At 67.3% G+C, this 19,043-nt stretch carries 17 protein-coding genes; 12 read left to right on the top strand and 5 right to left on the bottom strand.

The window, feature by feature from the left end; genetic code table 11:
* The first annotated feature begins 33 nt into the window (after positions 1-33).
* The 5 genes from IFS44_RS18755 to alaS are packed head-to-tail and all read left to right on the top strand — an operon-like array spanning position 34 to position 5,684.
* The gene (locus IFS44_RS18755) at positions 34-1,239 is read left to right on the top strand and encodes a trans-sulfuration enzyme family protein (protein ID WP_192099618.1); all 1,206 of its coding nucleotides are present in this window, start codon (positions 34-36) and stop codon (positions 1,237-1,239) included.
* Entirely contained in the window at positions 1,236-1,634 is a 399-nt protein-coding gene (gene apaG / locus IFS44_RS18750) for a Co2+/Mg2+ efflux protein ApaG (RefSeq protein ID WP_031393907.1), read from the top strand. The genes IFS44_RS18755 and apaG overlap by 4 nt, the downstream gene beginning before the upstream one ends.
* A complete protein-coding gene (locus tag IFS44_RS18745; protein WP_192069930.1) occupies positions 1,631-2,437 on the top strand; it encodes a LysR family transcriptional regulator in 807 nt (268 codons plus the stop codon). Before apaG ends, IFS44_RS18745 begins: the two co-directional genes overlap by 4 nt.
* Positions 2,434-2,997, top strand: coding sequence for a GNAT family N-acetyltransferase (locus tag IFS44_RS18740; RefSeq protein ID WP_192099617.1), 564 nt, complete (start codon positions 2,434-2,436; stop codon positions 2,995-2,997). Before IFS44_RS18745 ends, IFS44_RS18740 begins: the two co-directional genes overlap by 4 nt.
* A gap of 44 nt (positions 2,998-3,041) precedes the next feature.
* The gene (gene alaS / locus IFS44_RS18735; protein WP_192099616.1) at positions 3,042-5,684 is read left to right on the top strand and encodes an alanine--tRNA ligase; all 2,643 of its coding nucleotides are present in this window, start codon (positions 3,042-3,044) and stop codon (positions 5,682-5,684) included.
* Between the two features lie 266 nt (positions 5,685-5,950).
* Here the strand turns inward: alaS and IFS44_RS18730 are convergent, their stop codons facing one another.
* Positions 5,951-7,594, bottom strand: coding sequence for a thiamine pyrophosphate-binding protein (locus IFS44_RS18730; protein WP_192099615.1), 1,644 nt, complete (start codon positions 7,592-7,594; stop codon positions 5,951-5,953).
* 116 nt (positions 7,595-7,710) lie between these two features.
* Here IFS44_RS18730 and IFS44_RS18725 point away from each other — a divergent pair, with 116 nt between their 5' ends.
* From IFS44_RS18725 to IFS44_RS18700, 6 genes are read left to right on the top strand one after another with little or no spacing between them, the layout of a single operon-like run.
* The gene (locus IFS44_RS18725) at positions 7,711-8,421 is read left to right on the top strand and encodes a CoA transferase subunit A (RefSeq protein ID WP_031440773.1); all 711 of its coding nucleotides are present in this window, start codon (positions 7,711-7,713) and stop codon (positions 8,419-8,421) included.
* A 14-nt stretch (positions 8,422-8,435) separates the two neighbouring features.
* Entirely contained in the window at positions 8,436-9,317 is an 882-nt protein-coding gene (locus IFS44_RS18720; RefSeq protein WP_192099614.1) for an HAD family acid phosphatase, read from the top strand.
* On the top strand, positions 9,317-9,628 hold the full coding sequence (locus IFS44_RS18715) for a DUF5076 domain-containing protein (RefSeq protein WP_107932234.1): 312 nt from the start codon (positions 9,317-9,319) through the stop codon (positions 9,626-9,628). The genes IFS44_RS18720 and IFS44_RS18715 overlap by 1 nt, the downstream gene beginning before the upstream one ends.
* Positions 9,628-10,263, top strand: coding sequence for a 3-oxoacid CoA-transferase subunit B (locus tag IFS44_RS18710; protein ID WP_192069934.1), 636 nt, complete (start codon positions 9,628-9,630; stop codon positions 10,261-10,263). The genes IFS44_RS18715 and IFS44_RS18710 overlap by 1 nt, the downstream gene beginning before the upstream one ends.
* Positions 10,263-10,946, top strand: coding sequence for a glutathione S-transferase family protein (locus IFS44_RS18705; protein ID WP_192099613.1), 684 nt, complete (start codon positions 10,263-10,265; stop codon positions 10,944-10,946). Before IFS44_RS18710 ends, IFS44_RS18705 begins: the two co-directional genes overlap by 1 nt.
* Positions 10,946-11,821 (top strand): alpha/beta hydrolase, encoded by an 876-nt coding sequence (locus IFS44_RS18700; protein WP_183935219.1) that lies wholly within the window; start codon positions 10,946-10,948, stop codon positions 11,819-11,821. The genes IFS44_RS18705 and IFS44_RS18700 overlap by 1 nt, the downstream gene beginning before the upstream one ends.
* Before the next feature lie 146 nt (positions 11,822-11,967).
* Here the strand turns inward: IFS44_RS18700 and IFS44_RS18695 are convergent, their stop codons facing one another.
* Positions 11,968-14,088 carry a M13-type metalloendopeptidase gene (locus tag IFS44_RS18695; protein WP_192099612.1) on the bottom strand — a complete coding sequence of 707 codons (2,121 nt, stop codon included), beginning with the start codon at positions 14,086-14,088 and terminating at the stop codon, positions 11,968-11,970.
* A gap of 179 nt (positions 14,089-14,267) precedes the next feature.
* Here IFS44_RS18695 and IFS44_RS18690 point away from each other — a divergent pair, with 179 nt between their 5' ends.
* On the top strand, positions 14,268-15,641 hold the full coding sequence (locus tag IFS44_RS18690) for an FAD/NAD(P)-binding protein (protein ID WP_192099611.1): 1,374 nt from the start codon (positions 14,268-14,270) through the stop codon (positions 15,639-15,641).
* A gap of 54 nt (positions 15,642-15,695) precedes the next feature.
* Here the strand turns inward: IFS44_RS18690 and IFS44_RS18685 are convergent, their stop codons facing one another.
* The 3 genes from IFS44_RS18685 to IFS44_RS18675 form a co-directional block, all read right to left on the bottom strand.
* Positions 15,696-16,553, bottom strand: coding sequence for an outer membrane beta-barrel protein (locus IFS44_RS18685; protein WP_192099638.1), 858 nt, complete (start codon positions 16,551-16,553; stop codon positions 15,696-15,698).
* 93 nt (positions 16,554-16,646) lie between these two features.
* Positions 16,647-17,690, bottom strand: a complete 1,044-nt coding sequence (locus tag IFS44_RS18680; RefSeq protein WP_031440781.1) for a ferritin-like domain-containing protein — start codon at positions 17,688-17,690, stop codon at positions 16,647-16,649.
* A gap of 51 nt (positions 17,691-17,741) precedes the next feature.
* Complete coding sequence (locus IFS44_RS18675; protein WP_031440782.1) at positions 17,742-18,761, bottom strand: ferritin-like domain-containing protein; 1,020 nt, start codon at positions 18,759-18,761, stop codon at positions 17,742-17,744.
* Between the last annotated feature and the right edge of the window lie 282 nt (positions 18,762-19,043).

Here is a 19,043-nt window from a genome sequence, read left to right as displayed (position 1 = left end):
GTCATCACCGCCCGCCCCCGGCAAAGCGTCGCCATGAAGCGCAAGACCGGCCAAGATCGTTCGATCACCCAGAACTGGCGTCCGCAGACGCAGGCCATCCGCGGCGGCACCGCCCGCAGCGAATATGGCGAAACGTCGGAAGCCCTCTTCCTCACCTCGGGCTATTGCTACGACAAGGCCGGCGACGCCGCGGCGCGCTTCGCCGGCGAGCAGGACGGGATGACCTATTCCCGGCTCCAGAACCCGACGGTGCAGATGCTCGAGGAGCGGATCGCGCTGCTCGAGGGGGCTGAGGCGTGCCGGTCGATGGCGACGGGCATGGCGGCGATGACCGCGGCGCTGCTGTGTCAGTTGCAGAGCGGCGATCACCTGGTCGGCGGCCGCGCGGCGTTCGGATCATGCCGCTGGCTGACCGATACGCTGCTACCCAAGTTCGGTATCGCCACGACGATCGTCGACGCGCGCGATCCGCAGGCGTTTCTCGACGCGGTCCGGCCCGAGACCAAGGTGTTCTTCTTCGAGACGCCCGCCAATCCGACGATGGACATCGTCGACCTGAAGGCGGTGTGCGACATCGCGCGCGAGCGCGGCATTACGACGGTCGTCGACAATGCGTTCGCGACGCCGGCGTTGCAGCGGCCGATGGAGTTCGGCGCGGACGTCATCGCGTACAGCGCGACCAAGATGATGGACGGGCAGGGCCGCGTGCTCGCCGGCGCGGTGTGCGGGACCGAGGACTTCATCACCAACACGCTGCTGCCCTTCACGCGCAACACCGGGCCGACGCTGTCGCCGTTTAACGCGTGGGTGGTGCTCAAGGGGCTCGAGACGCTCGACCTGCGTATCCGCCGCCAGTCGGAAAATGCGCAGAAGGTCGGCGCGTTTCTGGAAGCGCGCGTGCCGCGTATCCTGCATCCGGGCCTCGCCAGCCATCCGCAACACGAGCTCGCGATGCGTCAGATGGACGCGTGCGGCCCGATCTTCGCGTTCGAGGTTGAGGGACGCGAACAGGCGCATGGCCTGCTCGACGCGCTGGAGCTGGTCGATATCTCGAACAATATCGGCGACTCGCGGTCGCTGATGACGCATCCGGCCTCGACCACGCACGCGAGCGTCTCGCCCGACAAGCAGGCAGAGATGGGCGTGACCGAGGGGCTGTTGCGGCTCAATGTCGGGCTCGAGGACGTGCGCGACGTGATCGACGATCTCGACCGGGCATTGGGTAAGGTCGGGCTGTGAAGGCGCTGTTCCCCAGTGCGGCGACGACGCGCGGGGTGACGGTGCGCGTCTCGGTCAGCTATCTGCCCGAACAGTCCGAACCGCAGCGCGGGCGCTGGTTCTGGGCCTATCATATCCGGCTGGAAAATGACGGGCCCGGCGCGGTCCAGCTGCTGACGCGACACTGGATCATCACCGACGGGCATGGCGCGCGCCACACCGTCGAGGGTGAGGGTGTCGTCGGCGAACAGCCGCTGATCGAGCAGGGCGCGAGCTTTGACTATGTCTCGGGCTGCCCGCTCGCGACGCCGACGGGCGCGATGCGCGGATCCTACCGGATGGTCGACGACACCGGTGCGGTGTTCGAGGTGGCGATCCCGCATTTCTCGCTCAGCGCCCCGGCGGTGATTTCGTGAAGCGTACGCACCTTCCGCTGAACGGGCTGCGCGTGCTCGATGCGGCGGCGCGCCACCTGTCGTTCACGCGTGCCGCCGACGAGCTCGCGGTCACCCCCGCCGCGGTCGGGCAGCAGATCCGCGCGCTCGAGGACACGCTGGGCGTCGTGCTGTTCCGGCGTACCACGCGCGGGCTCGAACTGACGCCCGAGGCCGAAGCGGGGCTCGGGCCCTTGCGCAACGGCTTCCTCCAGTTCGAGGAAGCGGTCCGCGCGATGCAGGCGGGGCAGACGTCCAAGTCGCTGACGATCGCCGCGCCGCGCGACCTGACCGAGAAATGGCTGATGCCGCGGCTCGCCGAGATTGCTGCGGCGGATCCCGACCTGCGCTTCGTCCTGATCACTGCGGACGAGACGGTCGACTTTACCGAGGCCAATCTGGACCTTGCGATCCGCTGGGGCGATGGCCCGGGCGAGAATGAGGGCGAGGCACTCGAATCCGAAGGGCTCGTCACGATCGCGGCGACCGGCAGCGCGTCCGAGGCGATCATCGCCTGGCCCGGCGCACCCGCGCTCGATCCGGCGGCGGGAGATGCCACGGCGCTCGTCCGCGTCGGTGATGCAGGGCTTGCGATCGATGCGGCGGCGGCGGGGCTCGGGCGGGCGACCGTGCCCGAACTGCTGGCGCGACGTGGGCTCGAGGCGGGACTGGTCCGGATCATCGGCGACGCGCAGCCGTCGCGCGGCGGCTATTGGCTCGTCGCGCCGCTGCCGCAGTGGCGTCAGAAGAAAGTGCGTGCGCTCGTCGACGCCCTGATCGCTTGAAGCGTCGCGCGCTGCCCCATCCGGTGCTGGTGACGCCGCGGCTCCGGCTGCGTCGGCTTGTCCAGGCCGACGCGGTCGCGTTGCACCCGACGCTCGCCGACGCGGACCTGATGACCTATTCGGCGGATGGTCCTCTGACGTCGATCGAGGCGACGCGGCTCTATCTGGTCGAGGATGCCGCCGACGTGAACTGGCGCGCCTGGGCGATTACCCGGCACGGCGACGACCGGGCGATCGGCTGGGTGTCGGGCGGGCGGATGCGCGGGCAGGGGGTGACCGAGATCGGCTTCATCCTCGCGCGTGCGCACTGGGGCCGCGGTCTGGCGAGCGAGGCGGTGTCGGCGGTGCTCGACCAGCTGTTCGCCGAGGGGCAGCACCGCGTGTTCGCCGATGCCGACAGCGAGAACAGCGCGTCGATCCTGCTGCTCGAACGGTTGGGGTTCCGGCGCGAACGGCTGCTGCGCGGCGAATGGGAGACGCATATGGGGCTGCGCGACAGCCTGATCTACGGGCTTCACGCCGATGACTGGCTGGCGGCGGCCCTGCCACAATCCGCGTAACGCGGTCACTTGAGCGAACCCGGTTGCTCGCCTAAGTCGGCGGCATGACATCGACGAACGACATCCGCCGCGGCTTCCTCGACTATTTCGGTTCGCAGGGGCACCAGATCGTGCCCTCTGCGCCGCTCGTCCCGCAGAACGACCCGACGCTGATGTTCGTCAATGCGGGGATGGTGCCGTTCAAGAACGTCTTCACCGGCCTCGAATCGCGCCCCTATACGACCGCCACCTCGTCGCAGAAGTGCGTCCGCGCGGGCGGCAAGCACAATGATCTCGACAATGTCGGCTACACCGCGCGGCATCACACCTTCTTCGAGATGCTCGGCAATTTCTCGTTCGGCGATTATTTCAAGGAACAGGCGATCACGCATGCGTGGACGCTGCTGACGAAGGACTGGGGGCTGTCGCCGGACAAGCTGACCGCGACCGTCTATCACACCGACGACGAGGCGTTCGATCTCTGGAAGAAGATCGCGGGCCTCCCTGAGCACCGCATCATCCGTATCCCGACCAAGGACAATTTCTGGTCGATGGGCGACAACGGGCCGTGCGGGCCGTGCTCGGAGATCTTCTATGACCATGGCGATCACATCCCCGGTGGCCCTCCCGGCAGCCCCGACGAGGACGGCGATCGCTTCGTCGAGATCTGGAACCTCGTTTTCATGCAATATGAGCAGGAAAATGCCGAGATCGTCGGCAATCTGCCCAAGCCCTCGATCGACACCGGCATGGGGCTCGAGCGGATCGCCGCGGTGATGCAGGGCGTCACCGACAATTATGATACCGACACGTTCAAGGCGCTGATCGCGGCGTCGGGCGCGCTGACGCATACCGCGACGGACGGCGCGAATACCGCGAGCCACCGCGTGATCGCGGATCACCTGCGCACCGCGGGCTTCCTGGTCGCGGACGGCGTGCTGCCCGCAAACGAAGGCCGCGGCTATGTCCTGCGCCGGATCATGCGCCGCGCGATGCGTCACGCGCATATCCTCGGCGCGAAGGAGCCGTTGATGCACCGGCTGGTGCCGTCGCTCGTCACCGAGATGGGCGCAGCCTATCCCGAGCTGTTCCGGGCGCAGCCGCTGATCGAGGCGACGCTGCAGCAGGAGGAGACGCGGTTCCGGCAGACGCTCGACAAGGGGCTGAAGCTGCTCGACGAGGCGACCGCGGACATGACCGAGGGGACGCTGGCCGGTGACGTCGCGTTCAAGCTCTACGACACCTATGGCTTCCCCTACGACCTGACCGAGGACGCGCTGCGAGAACGCGGGCTCGCGGTCGACCGCGAAGGCTTCGACACCGCGATGGCCGAGCAGAAGCGCGCCGCGCGTGCTGCGTGGAAGGGGTCGGGCGCGAAGGCCTCGGACGATATCTGGTTCGACATCGTCGAGCAGAGCGGCGGCACCGAATTCCTCGGCTATGCCTCGGACACCGGCGAGGGCGAGGTCGTCGCTTTGGTCAAGGACGGTGGGCGTGTCGACCATGCGACGACGGGTGATACGGTGTCGATCGTCGTCAACCAGACGCCCTTCTACGGCGAGAGCGGTGGGCAGGTCGGCGATGCCGGGCACATCTCGACCGACACCGGGCTGCGCGCAAACGTCACCGAGACGTCGAAGCAGCTCGGCCGCGTGTTCGTTCATCATGCGATGATCGAGTCGGGCGGGATCAAGGTCGGCGATACGGTCAAGCTGCAGATCGACGTCGCGCGCCGCGCGCAGATCCGTGCCAACCACTCCGCAACGCATCTGCTGCACGAAGCGCTGCGCGAACGGCTCGGCAAGCATGTCGCGCAGAAGGGGAGCCTGGTCGCGCCCGATCGCCTGCGCTTCGACTTCTCGCAGCCGGTCGCGATGACCCCCGCCGACATCGCGGAGGTCGAGGCCGATGTGAACGCGCAGGTCCGCGGCAACGGCGCGGTGACGACGCTGCTGATGACCCCCGACGACGCGATCGCGATGGGCGCAATGGCGCTGTTCGGCGAGAAATATGGCGACGAGGTCCGCGTCGTTTCGATGGGGTCGACCGGCGAGGGCACCTATTCGATCGAGCTGTGCGGCGGCACGCACGTCACCGCGCTCGGCGATATCGGGCTGTTCAAGGTCGTCGGCGAAGGCGCAGTGTCGAGCGGCGTGCGCCGCGTTGAGGCGCTGACCGGCGAGGCGGCACGCGCCTATCTGACCGGCCGCGACGATCGCCTGCGCGAGGCGGCGGCAGCGCTTAAATCGACTCCCGACGAAGTGCCCTCGCGCGTTGCTGCGCTGATCGAGGATCGCCGGCGTCTCGAGCGCGAACTGGCCGATGCGAAGAAGGCGCTGGCGCTCGGCGGCGGCGGTTCCGGTGAGGCGGCGGGACCCGAGCAGGTCGGCGGCGTGGCCTTTATCGGACAGGTGCTAAATGATTTCGAGGCGAAGGGCCTGCGCGGCGCGGTCGACGAGGCCAAGCAGCGGCTGGGGTCGGGGATCGCGATGCTCGTTGCGATCAACGACGGCCGCGCCTCGGTCGCGGTCGGCGTGACCGCGGATCTGGTCGCGAGCCACAATGCGGTCGACCTGCTGAAGATCGCGGTCGCCGCGCTTGGCGGGCAGGGTGGCGGTGGCCGTCCTGATATGGCTCAGGGCGGTGGGCCTGATGGGGACAAGGCGGCGGAGGCTGTAGCTGCGGTGCGGGCGAAGCTGGCGGGCTGAGAGGCTATTGTTTTGGGCCGTTCCCCCGCGGACGCGGGGGCCCAGCTAAGTTCCGGTAGCGCCCGCTACTCTGGGCCCCCGCCTTCGCGGGGGAACTATGAGAAGGGTCGGCCCCGATAACCACCACCCCGGCGAAGGCCGGGGCCCAGGTGGGAAGGCCGAGGTAACAGAGGACCGTCCGTAGTTACTGCTGTCCCCCAACTGGGCCCCGGCCTTCGCCGGGGTGGGGCATGAGGTGTGCCGGTGGCGTCGTCACCCAATAAGGATCACGCCACCCCGCGCACTGCCGTCAGCGTCGTCCCGGCGGTAATCGCCTCGATATCCGTCACCAGGTGCAGCAACCGCACCCCGCCGCGCGCCATCGCCCGGTCGAGCGCCGCGGCGAAATCCTCGGTCTTGGTGACCGTTTCCGCCCAGCACCCATAGGCCCGGCCCAGCGCGGCGAAGTCGGGATTGCGCAGCGCGGTTCCCGACACCCGCCCCGGATATTCGCGTTCCTGATGCATCCGGATCGTGCCGTAGCCGCCATTGTCGACGACCAGCACCAGCATGTCCGCCCGCTGCGCGAGCGCGGTCGCCAGCTCCTGCCCGTTCATCAAGAAGCAGCCGTCACCCGCCAGCGCGACCACGGTCCGCTCGGGATGCCTCAGGGACGCGGCGACCGCGGCGGGCACGCCGTAACCCATCGCTCCGGCGGTAGGCGCAAGCTGCGTGCCCGGCCCGGCATAGGCCCAGTAGCGATGCCACCAGCCCGAATAATTCCCCGCGCCGTTGCAGAGGATCGCATCCGCGGGCAGCCGCTCGCGCATCGCCGCGACGCACGGCCCCAGGTCCATGACCAGATCGCGCGGCGCCGGCGTCGACCAGGCGCGCCATTCGGCATGCGCCTCCTGACCCGCGGTCCGCGGCGGTAGGTCGACCGCGAGCAGCGCCTCTGCGAATTCGGCCATCCCCGCGCACACCGCGACGTCGGCGTGATAGGTGCGGTTCAACTCATTGGGATTGGGGTGGACATGGACGATGCGCTGCCCCGGATGATCGGGCGTCACCAGCGCATAGCCATCGGTCGTCGCCTCGCCGAGCCGGGGTCCGACGACGAGCAGCAGATCGGCTTCCTTCACCCGCGCGACCAGCTTCGGATTGGGGCCATAGCCAAGATTGCCCGCCCAGACCGGGCAGGCGTTCGGGATCGCATCCTGCCGCCGGAACGCCGCGGCGACGGGAATGCCGTTGCGATCCGCCCAGGTCGAGAACGCCCCCGACGCAGCCGCATCCCAGCCCGCGCCGCCGACGATCGCCACCGGCCGTTCGGCGGTCGTCAGCAGATCCGCGAGCAGGTCCATCATGTCCACGTCGCACGCCTGCGCGACGCGCTCGACCCGCGGCCGGTCGACCGCCTCGACCAGGTCGAGCAGCATGTCTTCGGGGAGTGCGAGCACCACCGGCCCGGGGCGTCCCGACATCGCGGTCGCATAGGCGCGCGCGACATATTCCGGAATCCGCCGGGCATCGTCGATCCGCGCCGCCCATTTGGCTATGGGCGCGAACATCGCCTGAAAATCAATCTCCTGGAACGCCTCGCGGTCACGCGTGCCGCGGTCGATATCGCCGACGAACAGGATCATCGGCTGCGAATCCTGCATCGCGACATGCACGCCGATCGACGCGTTGGTCGCACCGGGCCCGCGCGTGACGAAGGCGATGCCGGGGCGGTGAGTCAGCGTGCCGTCCGCGCAGGCCATGAACGCCACGCCGCCTTCCTGCCGGCACACCACCGTCTCGATTGCGGGCGTGTCGTGGAGCGCGTCGAGCACCGCGAGGAAGCTTTCGCCGGGTACGGTGAAAATACGGTCGCAGCCTTGCGCGACGAGTTGGTCGACGAGAATTTGGCCGCCGGTACGCTGGGTCATGACAATCTCCTGCCGCCACCGTAGCCCGGCAATCGTCACCAAGTCGAGAACGCCCGCCCGACATTGCCGTCCACTGCCCGGCGCATTATGCCGCGGTAAAGACGATAGGAGGATGCATGGCGAACAAGCGCTACACCGACGCGGCGGCGGCACTCGAGGGCGTGCTGTTCGACGGGATGACGATCTGCGCGGGCGGGTTCGGGCTGTGCGGCATCCCCGAGCGGCTGATCGACGCGATCGAGGCGTCGGGCGTCAAGGACCTGACGATCGCGAGCAACAATGCCGGGATCGACGGGCAGGGTCTCGGCAAGCTGCTCCGTTCGCGCCAGGTGAAGAAGATGATCTCGTCCTATGTCGGCGAGAACAAGGAATTCGAGCGGCAATATCTGAGCGGCGAGCTCGAGGTCGAGTTCTGCCCGCAGGGGACGCTTGCCGAGCGCTGCCGCGCGGGCGGCGCGGGCATCCCGGGCTTCTATACCAAGACCGGCGTCGGCACTTTGGTGGCGGAGGGCAAGGAGGTGAAGAGCTTCGACGGGCAGGATTATATCCTCGAACGCGGCATCCGCGCGGACCTGAGCATCATCAAGGGCTGGAAGGCGGACGAGAGCGGCAACCTGATCTTCCGCAAGACCGCGCGCAACTTCAACCAGCCGATGGCGACCGCGGGCAAGATCTGCGTCGCCGAGGTCGAGGAAATCGTCCCCGTCGGCAGCCTCGATCCCGATACCATCCACCTGCCGGGGATCTATGTGAAGCGGATGATCGTCGGCGCGCCCTACGACAAGAAGATCGAATTCCGCACCGTTCGCGAGCGGGTCTCCGCGTGAAACCAAGCCCGATAATGTGCCGCAAACGCAGCCATTTTTCCTGGACCGCTGCGCTCGCAGGGGCACTGGTTCTGCAAGGGTGCGTCAGCGTGACCTCGCCGACCGCGATCGTCGCCGCACCGGTGACCGTCGACGGCGTCCCCGCGGGCATGCAGTATCTCTACGCCTCGGGCGAGGCCGCTGCTGGCAGCATCCAGGCATGGAACGCGCTCGTCGGGTATGTCCGTGCGCAGCGCACGCCGACATCGGTCGTCCTCGCGCCCGGCGCGACGCTCGCCGCGCCACGTTGGACCGCATGCGGCAGCAAGCCGAAGGCCGCGGTGTTCGACGTCGACGAGACCGTGCTGCTCAATCTCGGCTTCGAATATGACGCATCGACGGGGCGCCCCTGGTCCGAACCGCGCTGGCAGGAGTGGGAGCGCACCGGCATCAAGCAGGTCGCGCCCGTTCCCGGCGCGCTCGCCGCACTGACGCAGTTGCGCGCGATGGGCGTGACGGTCGTCTTCAACTCCAACCGCGCCGCCGCCAACGCCGCACAGACGCAGGCGGCGATCGAGGCCGCGGGGCTTGGCCCTGCCCGCCACGGCGAGACTCTTTTCCTCGCCGGTGACGACGCGATGGGATCGAAGAAGGACGGCCGCCGCGCGATGATCGCCGCGCGATATTGCGTCGTCGCGATGGGCGGCGACCAGCTCGGCGATTTCAGCGACCTGTTCAACGCAGGGCAAACCCCTGCCGCGCGGCGTGCGGTGGTGCAGTCACCGGTGATTACCGCCAAATGGGGGGCAGGGTGGTTCGTGCTGCCGAACCCCGTCTACGGCACCGCGCTGAAAGGCAGCCGTGACGAGGTCTTCCCGCCCGCGATCCACTGGGCGCCGACACAGGGAATCCACTGATGACCGACCACCCCAACGCGATCAAACTCGATCCCGGCGCCGCGCTGACGGACGAATCGGTCGAAGTCGCGCGGATCTGGATCACCAACAATGCTGGCAGCAACGTACTGATCGACGCGGGCATCCTCGAGGATCCGGCCGTGTTCGGCTACCTCCTCGCCGACACGATCCGTCACGCCGCCCGCGCCTATGCGGGCACCTGGGGCATTGCCGAGGATGCCGCGCTGCAGGCGATCGTCGACGGCGTCAGCGCCGAACTGCGCGACCAGGTCACGACCATCACCACCATCCAGGAAGGAACGCTCAACTGATGTCGTGGGATCGCAACCAGATGGCGGCGCGGGCCGCACAGGAATTGAAGGACGGCTATTACGTCAATCTCGGCATCGGCATCCCGACGCTCGTCGCGAACAACATTCCCGACGGCATGACCGTCACGCTCCAGTCGGAGAACGGGATGCTCGGGATCGGGCCGTTCCCCTATGCGGGCGAAGAGGATGCCGACCTGATCAACGCGGGCAAGCAGACGATCAGCGAACTGCCCTCGTCGGTCTATTTCAGCTCGTCCGACAGCTTCGCGATGATCCGCGGCGGGCATATCGACCTGACCGTGCTCGGCGCGATGGAGGTCAGCGAAGACGGCGACATCGCCAACTGGATGATCCCGGGCAAGATGATCAAGGGCATGGGCGGCGCGATGGATCTGGTCGCGGGCGTCAAGCAGATCATCGTCGTCATGGATCACACCGCCAAGGACGGGACGCCAAAGTTCATCCCGTCCTGCTCGCTGCCGCTGACCGGCAAGAACGTGGTCGACATGATCGTCACCGACCTGGCGGTGTTCCAGCGCGTAGACCATGAGTCACCGTTCAGGCTGGTCGAACTCGCGCCCGGTGTGACCGCGGACGAGGTCGCGGCCAAGACCACCGCGCGCTACACCACCTGATGGGCTATACGCTCGTCACCGCGAACCGGAATTATTCCAGCTGGTCGCTCCGTCCGTGGGTGTTGATGCGGGCGCTGGGGATCGCGTTCGAGGATCGGATCGAACCCTTTCTCGCGCCCGAAAATTACGATGCGTTCCGGCTGTTCTCGCCGACCGGGCAGGTGCCGGTGCTGATCGATGGCGAGCGGACGGTGTGGGATTCGCTCGGGATCGCGCTCTACCTCGCCGAGCGGCACGACGGCGTCTGGCCGTCCGATGGCGATGCGCGCGCCTGGGCGGTCTGTGCGGCGGCAGAGATGCATGGCGGGTTCGCGGCGTTGCGCAACGAGCGGACGATGAACGTCGGCGTCCGCGTCGATCCGATTCCCGGCAGTGACGCGCTCGACCGCAACGTCGCGCGCATCACCGAACTCTGGGCGGAAGGTATCGATCGGTTCGGCGGGCCCTGGCTCGCAGGCGCCGACTTCACCGCCGTCGACGCGTTCTTTGCGCCTGTCGCGTTTCGCGTCCGCACCTACGGGATCGATGTCGGTCCGAAGGGCCTTGCCTGGGTCGAGCGGATCATCGCGCATCCGGCGATGCGCGAATGGGAAGACGCCGCGCTTGCCGAGACGTGGCGCGAGGCCGGGCACGAGGCCGAACTGGCAGCGAGCGGATCGATTACCGCAGATTTCCGCCGCTAATGCGCCGCATTGCCATTGTCATCGCGCTGGTCGTGATCCTGATCGCGGGTACGGCATTCACCGCGGGGCCGGGGACGCTCAGCGTGCTCGACGGCATAATGGGCGGCGGCCGCGGCACTGCGCGGGTGCGGGAGGGCGTTCCGTTCGGCACGCATGGCCAGAAACTCGACGTGTGGCGGCCATCGGGGGGCGCGAAGACGGGGCTGCCGGTGCTGATCTTCTGGTATGGCGGCGGCTGGGTGCACGGGTCGCGCAGCGCCTATGCGTTTGCCGCGCGCGCCTATGCGAAGGCGGGCTACGTCGTCGTCATGCCCGATTACCGCAAGGTGCCCGACGTCCGCTTCCCCGCCTTCCTGCAGGATGGCGCCGAGGCGGTGAAGTGGACGCGCGATCACATCGAGGCGGCGGGCGGCGACCCGAACCGGATCGCGGTCGCCGGTCACTCCGCGGGGGCGTATACGGTCGCGATGCTGACGCTCGACCCGCGCTGGTTGCGTGCCGAAGGTGTCGACCCGCGGATCATCAAGGCCGCGGTCGGGTTGTGCGGGCCCTATGACTTCTACCCGTTCACCGCCAGGCGCGCGATCGACGCGATGCAGGGGGCGGCGGATCCCGTGATGACCCAGCCGATCCACTTCGCGCGACGCGATGCGCCGCCGATGCTGCTCGTGTCGGCGGGCGACGACACGCAGGTGAAGGCGCACAATGCCGACAACCTGACGGCCAAGCTGACCGCGCTCGGTGCACCGGTGCGGCATGTCGACTATCCGGGGCTCAGCCATGAGGATGTGGCGATGGCGCTGTCCAAGCCGTTCCGCGGCAAGGCGCCAGTGCTGGCGGACAGCGTGGCATTCCTGAACCGGACGATGCGCTGACCGCATCCGATTGTCCGAGCTACGGGGGGCGAGGATGACGACGGACGAGCAAGAACACCGCCACCCTCGTTGACAGGACGGAGCCCTGCCGCCCCGACCTTGACCTGCCGCCGGACTTTTTTGTGTCCGGCGGCGGGCTTGCGGCCTCACCAGATCCGGACGCGGTCCGCGGGCGCCAGATATTGCGCGTCCCCGGGCTTCACGTCGAACGCCTTGTACCAGGCATCGACGTTGCGCAGCGGGTTGATCGCACGGACCTGCCCCGGCGAATGGGGATCGCTGACGAGCTGCTGGCGCAGCGCCTCGGTGCGGAACAGCGTGCGCCAGACCTGACCCCAGCCGAGGAAGAAGCGCTGGTCGCCGCTATAGCCGTCGAGCACGGGAGCAGGCTTGCCGCCGAGCGAGGTGTGATAGGCGTCGAGCGAGATCAGCACGCCACCGAGATCGCCGATATTCTCGCCCATCGAGGCGCGGCCGTTGATCTTCACGCCGGGTAGGCCCTCGAACGTATAGGCCTCGTATTGCGCGCCGAGCTTGACCGCCTGGGCCTCGAACTTGGCGGCATCCTGTGCGGTCCACCAGTCGCGCAGCACGCCCTTGCCGTCGGACTTGCGACCCTGGTCGTCGAAGCCGTGGCTGATCTCGTGCCCGATCACGCCGCCGATGCCGCCATAATTGACCGCGGGATCGGCGTCGGGATCGAAGAAGGGCGGCTGGAGGATCGCGGCGGGGAAGACGATCTCGTTCTTCACCGAGTTGTAATAGGCGTTCACGGTCTGCGGGGTCATGCCCCATTCGGCCTTATCGACCGGACCGCCCATGCGATTGCGGCGATAGTCCCATTCGAACCGCCCGGCGCGCTCGACATTGCCGATCAGGTCGCCCGGGGTGATCTGCAGCGCGCTATAGTCACGCCATTTGTCAGGATAGCCGACCTTCACGCTGAAATTGGCGAGCTTGGCCTGCGCTTCCTGCTTGGTCGCGGCACCCATCCAGGGCAGGCCGTCGATCCGCCCGCGCAGCGCGATCCGCAGGTTTCCGACGAGTTCGTCCATCTTGGTCTTCGATGCCGGCGGGAAATAGAGCGCGACGTAATCGCGGCCGATCGCCTCGCCCAGCGCGCGTTCGGTGACGCCGATCCCGCGCTTCCAGCGATCGCGCTGCTGCGGCTGGCCGTTGAGGAATTTCGAGCGGAAGTCGAAATTCGCGTCGACGAACCGCTTCGACAGCAGGGGCGCGATGTCGTCTGCAGTACGGAACGCCTGCCACGCCTTCAGCGTGTCGAGATCGGTGGTGGCGAAGACCTCGGCGATCTTCGGAAAGGCGGTGTTCTGCGCGACGATCGCGCGATTGGCCTTGTCGATGCCCGCGGCGGTCCAGAATTTCGCCCAGGGGAAGCCCGGCGCCTGCGCCTGAAGCTGCGCGAGCGTCATCGGGTTATAGGTCTTGTCGCGGTCGCGGCTCTGCGCGCGGGTCCAGTGCGCCTGCGCGATCCGCGTCTCCATCGCGACGATCTTCGCCGCGGCGGCCTGCGCGTTCGGCCAGTTCGCCATACCGAGCATCTGCGCGACATAGGCCTGGTAGCGCACGACCTGCGGTGCGAATTTCGGATCGAGATAGAGGTCGCGGTCGCCGAGCCCGAGGCCCGACTGGCGCAGATAGAGCGCATAGACGTCGGGCTGCTTGGCGTCGTCGTTGACGCCAGGCCCGAAGAAGCTGGCGCCGAACCCGCCCATCGACTTGCCCATCAGCACCGCGACATCATCCTTCGTCGCGGCAGCCTTGACCGGGGCGAGCCGCTGCAACAGCGGTGCGGCGTCGGCGCGCTCGATCGCGGCCTCGTCCATGAAGCCCTGGTAGAGCGTCGCGACCTTGGCACGATCGGGGTTGGCGGCATCGCCGGGCTTATAGCCCTCGACCAGCGTGCGCATGCGCGCCTCGGACAGGTCGCGCAGCACCGCGAAGGCGCCGTAGGACGAGCGGTCTGCGGGAATCTGCGTCTTCTTGACCCAGCTGCCGTTCACATAGTCGAACCAGTCGTTGCCGGGCTTCACGCTCTTGTCCATGCCGGCAAGGTCGAAGCCCCAGCGGCCATAGCGCGTCGCGGCGGCCGCATCGGCTGCGGGCGTGCCCGATGCCGCGTCCTGCGGCAGGATCGATTCGAGCGTGCACGCTTCGTCGATACAGGCGTGAAGGTCCTGCGCGGTGGCGGGCGTGGCGGCGGCGATGGCGATCAGCGAGACAAGAACGGCGAACTTCGATTTCACAGGGCGATCTCCGGGGGAGGGCCAGACCGGGACCGGCAGGCCATGGACGAGAAAGTGCAACAGCGCTGTCGTTTGTGCAATCCTTCTATGTTCCCCGTGTGTTGCGCGTGCCGGCTGTGCGCCGGGCCGCTTTGCGCCTATCGAGCGGGCACGATGATTTTGCAGCAAATGGGGGCAGGATGACACGTATCGCGGGACCGGACGATCATGTCGTCATCGTCGGGGGCGGATTTTCGGGCACGTTGCTGGCGATCAACCTGATGCGGCACGGCGGGCCGCGCGCGACTTTGGTCGAGCGGCGCCAGCGCCAGCTCGCGCGCGGCGTCGCCTATAGTGCGGCGCATCCGAGCCACCTGCTCAACGTGCGCGCGGGCAACATGAGCGCGCTGCCCGACGATCCCGACCATTTCGTCCGCTGGCTCGAAGCGCGCGGCGACGGCGACCGCAAGACGTTCGTGCCGCGCACGACCTACGGCCTGTATCTGCGTGAGATGCTCGACGCGACGATCGCGCAGGCGGCGGGACGGCTGGTCCTTGCGCAAGGGGAAGTCTGCGCGATCGACTTCGCCGGGACCGACCGGCTTGCGGTGACGATGGCGGATGGGAGCGCGATTGCCGCGGACAGCGCAGTGCTAGCGCTCGGCAACCTGCCGCCGCACACGCCGCCGGGGCTCAGCCCCGACGATCTTCCGCCCGGACGCTATAGCGCGGATCCCTGGGCCTCGGACATTGGCGAGGGGCTCGGGCCGGACGACACGGTCGTGCTGGTCGGGACCGGGCTGACCGCGATCGACGCTGCGCTGCTGCTCGATGCGGGCGGATTTTCGGGGCAGATCCTGGCGGTGTCGCGGCGCGGGCTCTCGCCGCGGCGGCATGTCGACGGCGCGCCGCCAGCGCGCGTCCTCGACAAGCCGCAGGGGGATTTGTCGGCGATCGTCCGGCACGTCCGCGACCGTTCCAAGGCGGATGGCTGGCGCGCGGCGGTCGACGAGCTTCGCCCCGTGACCCAGATGCTCTGGGCCGCCGCCCCGACATCGCAGCGCGCACGGTTCCTGCGGCACGCGCGACCCTATTGGGACGTCCACCGGCATCGGCTGGCGCCGGAGGTCGCGGACCGGGTCGATGCGCTGGTTTCGACCGGGCGGCTGCGGTTCGCCGCCGGAAAGATCGTATCCGCCGTCGCGGCCGACAACGCGGTCGACCTCAGCTGGCGACCCCGCGGCACGGACCAGGCGGTCGTCACGCGGGCGGCGCGGATCGTGAACTGTACCGGGCCGCAGGGCGACCTGATGCGATCGAGCGAGCCGCTGATCCGGCATCTGATCGCCGACGGGGCGATCCGGCCCGATCCGCTTCGCCTGGGCGTCGACGTCGATGCACAGTCGCGGGCGATCGGGCGTGACGGTAACGCCGAGCAGCGGTTGCACTGTATCGGGCCGATGACCCGCGGGGGGTTGTGGGAGGTCGTCGCGGTGCCTGATATCCGGCAGCAAAGCTGGGATCTGGCCAGGCGCCTGTCGAATGCGCAATGGGTCGGGGGCGAGGGGCTCTAGGCTCGCCGGACGCTATGCGCTGCCAGCATCACGCGATGCTGGCAGCGCATGGGCTCAGAACCGGAACGCCGCCGTGGCGCGCAGGCTGTGCCAGCGGAACTTGTCGTCGCTGCGGCGGAAATCGGTGCCGCTGGTGTTTGGCGCGATCAGGAACGGGTTGTTCGCCAGCAGAACCGGGCTGCCGGCCAGCGCCGTGCCCGCCGTCACGCGAACGCGCGCATCGTCATCCTGATACTGGTGGAACATATATTCCATGCCGATCGAGATGTTCTTGGTCAGCTTCTGCTCGATGCCGCCGCCGCCGAGAATGCCCCACTGGTTCTTCGAGCCAGTCGCCGAAAACGCGTTCGCCGTGTTCGTCGTGAAGAACAGATTGTCGATCTTGGCATAGCCGGCACCGAACGTGCCGTAGAACAGCGTGGTGTTGGCAGCATAGCCCAGACGGCCGCGGGCCGACGCTTCCCACTTCAGCTTGCGCGCCATCGTGTAGCTCGCAGGCGTGGTCGAGAAGCCCGAGGTGCTGTCGGTGATGTCGCTCGTACCGAATTCGCCAACGACGCCGACGACGATGTTGCCGCGCTGAACGTCGAGGCCCGCACGACCATAATAGGCCCAACCATCGTCGTCGTTACGGCAACCGGAAGCCGCGGCACCGGTACGCGCCGAGCCGTTGCAGAAGCCCGGCGAGAAGGCGTTGGCGCCGGTGATGGTGTTGACGCTGTCGCCGAAAGTGCCGTCGCCGTTGCGGTCGAACAGGATCGACGAGCCGACGTCGTTGCCCTGCACGTCATACCCACCGGCCGCGCCGATATAGACGCCCGAGAACGGACGATCTTCGGTGGTTTCCTGCGCGGCGGCCGGAACGGCAAAAAGGCCCGCAACGGCGAGGCCGGCGAGCGTGGTCAGTTTCATGTAATGCTTCATGGTCGTTCCCCAAACGAGGGGCCGCGACGCGCCCAATGTGCGCCGCGGCCCAGGTTGTCCTGTTTCAGTTCGTGACGACGATCACGCGTTGGCGCCGCTGGTGCGCAGTGCATCGGTGCGGTTGTTGGTGCCGTTGGGGAAGAAGCCCCCGCCGATCTTTGCGGTGTTGGTCAGATAGGCGATGTTGTGCACCTGTGCGACCGACCGGCTGAACGCCAGCCCGTTGGCGTCGGTCGGGACGATGTTCGACACGGTTGGATCCATGCCGGTGATGCCCTGATCGATGTCGCCGATGATGCCCGTCGTTGCGTTGGTAACGGTGCCGTCCAAGCTGTCGCGCGCGTCGCTGATCTGGTTTGCGGCGGTACGCAGCGACGGCGTCTGCAGTCCCTTGCGATACAGGATCGTGCGGATCAGGCCGGCGTGATACGCCTCTGCCGCGAGGATGCCGGCGGCCGCCTCGAGATAGGTCTTGTTGCCGATCAGCGTTGCGCCGCCCTTATACGCCGAGACGCCGACATCCTCGAAGATGAACGCGCCGAGCAGGAAGCTGTTGTCGTCGGCATACGGATCGAACACGCCCGTATCTGGTACGACACGTGCCGCACGTGCGGCCAAGGTGAAGGCGCCCGGCGCAGCCGCGGTGCCGGCAGAGATGTCCAGTGCAGGCTGTGCGACCGCGGCGGTGCCGAGTGCCCGGCGCAGAAAGGCGACGTGCGCGACTTCGTCGATGGCGATTTCGCGCGCATATTCACGGACGATCGCGTCCTGGAACGGCACCTGTCGACCACCCGTCACGCCCCCCTGAGTCCCGGTACCGGTCAGCAGGCTGGCGTTGAGGCCAACGCCGAACGTCGCGAATGCGTAGAACTGCGCCTCGAGATATTCGAGGTTGAGCGCGAAGTTCAGCACGTCGGCATCGGTGATCGCGGATCCCGTCGCGGGTGTCGGCGTGGGCGTCGGCGACGGCGCCAGATCGGCATCGTCGTTACCGCAGGCCGCGAGCAGCGAGGCACCGCCGACGGCAAGCGCGCTCCCACCGGCAAAGCGCAGGAAGCCGCGGCGTTCGTTGCGCCGGGCGGCGATGGCGTCGAATATTTCGAGCTTGGTATTGAGGTCGGTCATTGGGTTAATCCCCTGAATAGCAAAGAAAGCTTACGGCAGAGCTGAAGCGGTTCAGGCTGCTGCGGTGCTCGTCTTGATGTTGCCGTTCATGCCTGCCGGGAAGAACCCGCCCGCGGCCACTGCACCACTGTTCAGGTACACGATGTTGAGCACCTGGCTCACCGAGCGGCTATAGGCGACACCGTCGGCATCGAGCGGCACGATGTTCGACACGGTCACCGCCGCCTGGGTGGCGGACAGGTTGATCGGCGTCGCGCTGTAGGACGAGATGCCCTGGTCGATATCGTTCGCGCCGAAGATCGTCGTGTTGGCACCACCGCCGTCGAGGCTGTCGCGCGCGCGCGAAATGGCATCGGCGGAGGTCCGCAACGACGGCACGTCGATACCCTTGCCGTACAGCGTCGTGCGGACGATCGCGGCATGATAGGCCTCGACCGCGAGCAGGCCGGCCGCGGCATCGAGAAACGTCTTGTTCGTGAGCAAGGGGGCGGCACCCTTGTAGGCGGTGACGCCGACGTCCTCGAAGATGAACGCGCCGAGCAGGAACGCCTCGTCAGAGGCATAGGGATCGAACGCGGTGCCGGCAGGCACGAGCCCGGCGGCCTGTGCGGCAACCGAGAAGGCGCTGGTCGGCGAGACGCTGACGTCGATCACCGGCTGCGACACGGTCGAGCTGCCGAGCGCAGTGCGCAGGAACCTGACATGCGCGATCTCGTCCTGTGCGATCTCGCGTGCATATTGCTCGACGATGGGATCGGTGAACGCGACCTTGCGGCCGCCGCGAACCGCACCCTGCGTACCGCTGCCGGTCAGCAGAGCGTTGTCGAGTCCTGTTCCATACGCTGCGTAGGAGTAGAATTGCGCCTCGAGATATTCGAGGTTGAGCGCGAAGTTCAGGACGTCGGCGTCGGTCACCGACTGGGCCGCGGCCGCGCTCGAGAGGGACAGAGCGGTCGCTCCGGCTGCCGTCATCGCAGCCGCACCAAGTGCGTTTTTGAAGAACTCACGCCGGTCGTTGCGCCGTTCGACACGGGCATCGAGGGCATCGATCAGATGGGTTGATTGGGTCATTGGCTTCATCTCCCTGAACCAGGCACGTCGGCACACGGTCGGCCTCGATCGCCTCTTGCGGACGATCCTGTGTGCCCAACGATTCAAGGAACGGGAACTGGGAGATAAAGTTGCAACTAAATGGTATACTTGGGCAAACTTCTCCGAATACACTAATCGCGCGCAATGTTTTCAGTAATGTTGCACCACAGCATTTATGGCGCCATTCAGGATGGCGGGCTTATCTAGGTGTTTGATCCCACGGTTTGATGGTGCGATCCTTTCGTTGGAATGGAAGGAAGC

This window comes from Sphingomonas sp. CFBP 13706, from assembly GCF_014842355.1.
GTDB classification, from domain to species: Bacteria; Pseudomonadota; Alphaproteobacteria; order Sphingomonadales; family Sphingomonadaceae; genus Sphingomonas; species Sphingomonas aerolata.
Note: the sequence above shows the minus strand (reverse complement) of the source record. Positions and strands in the feature narration are given on the sequence as shown.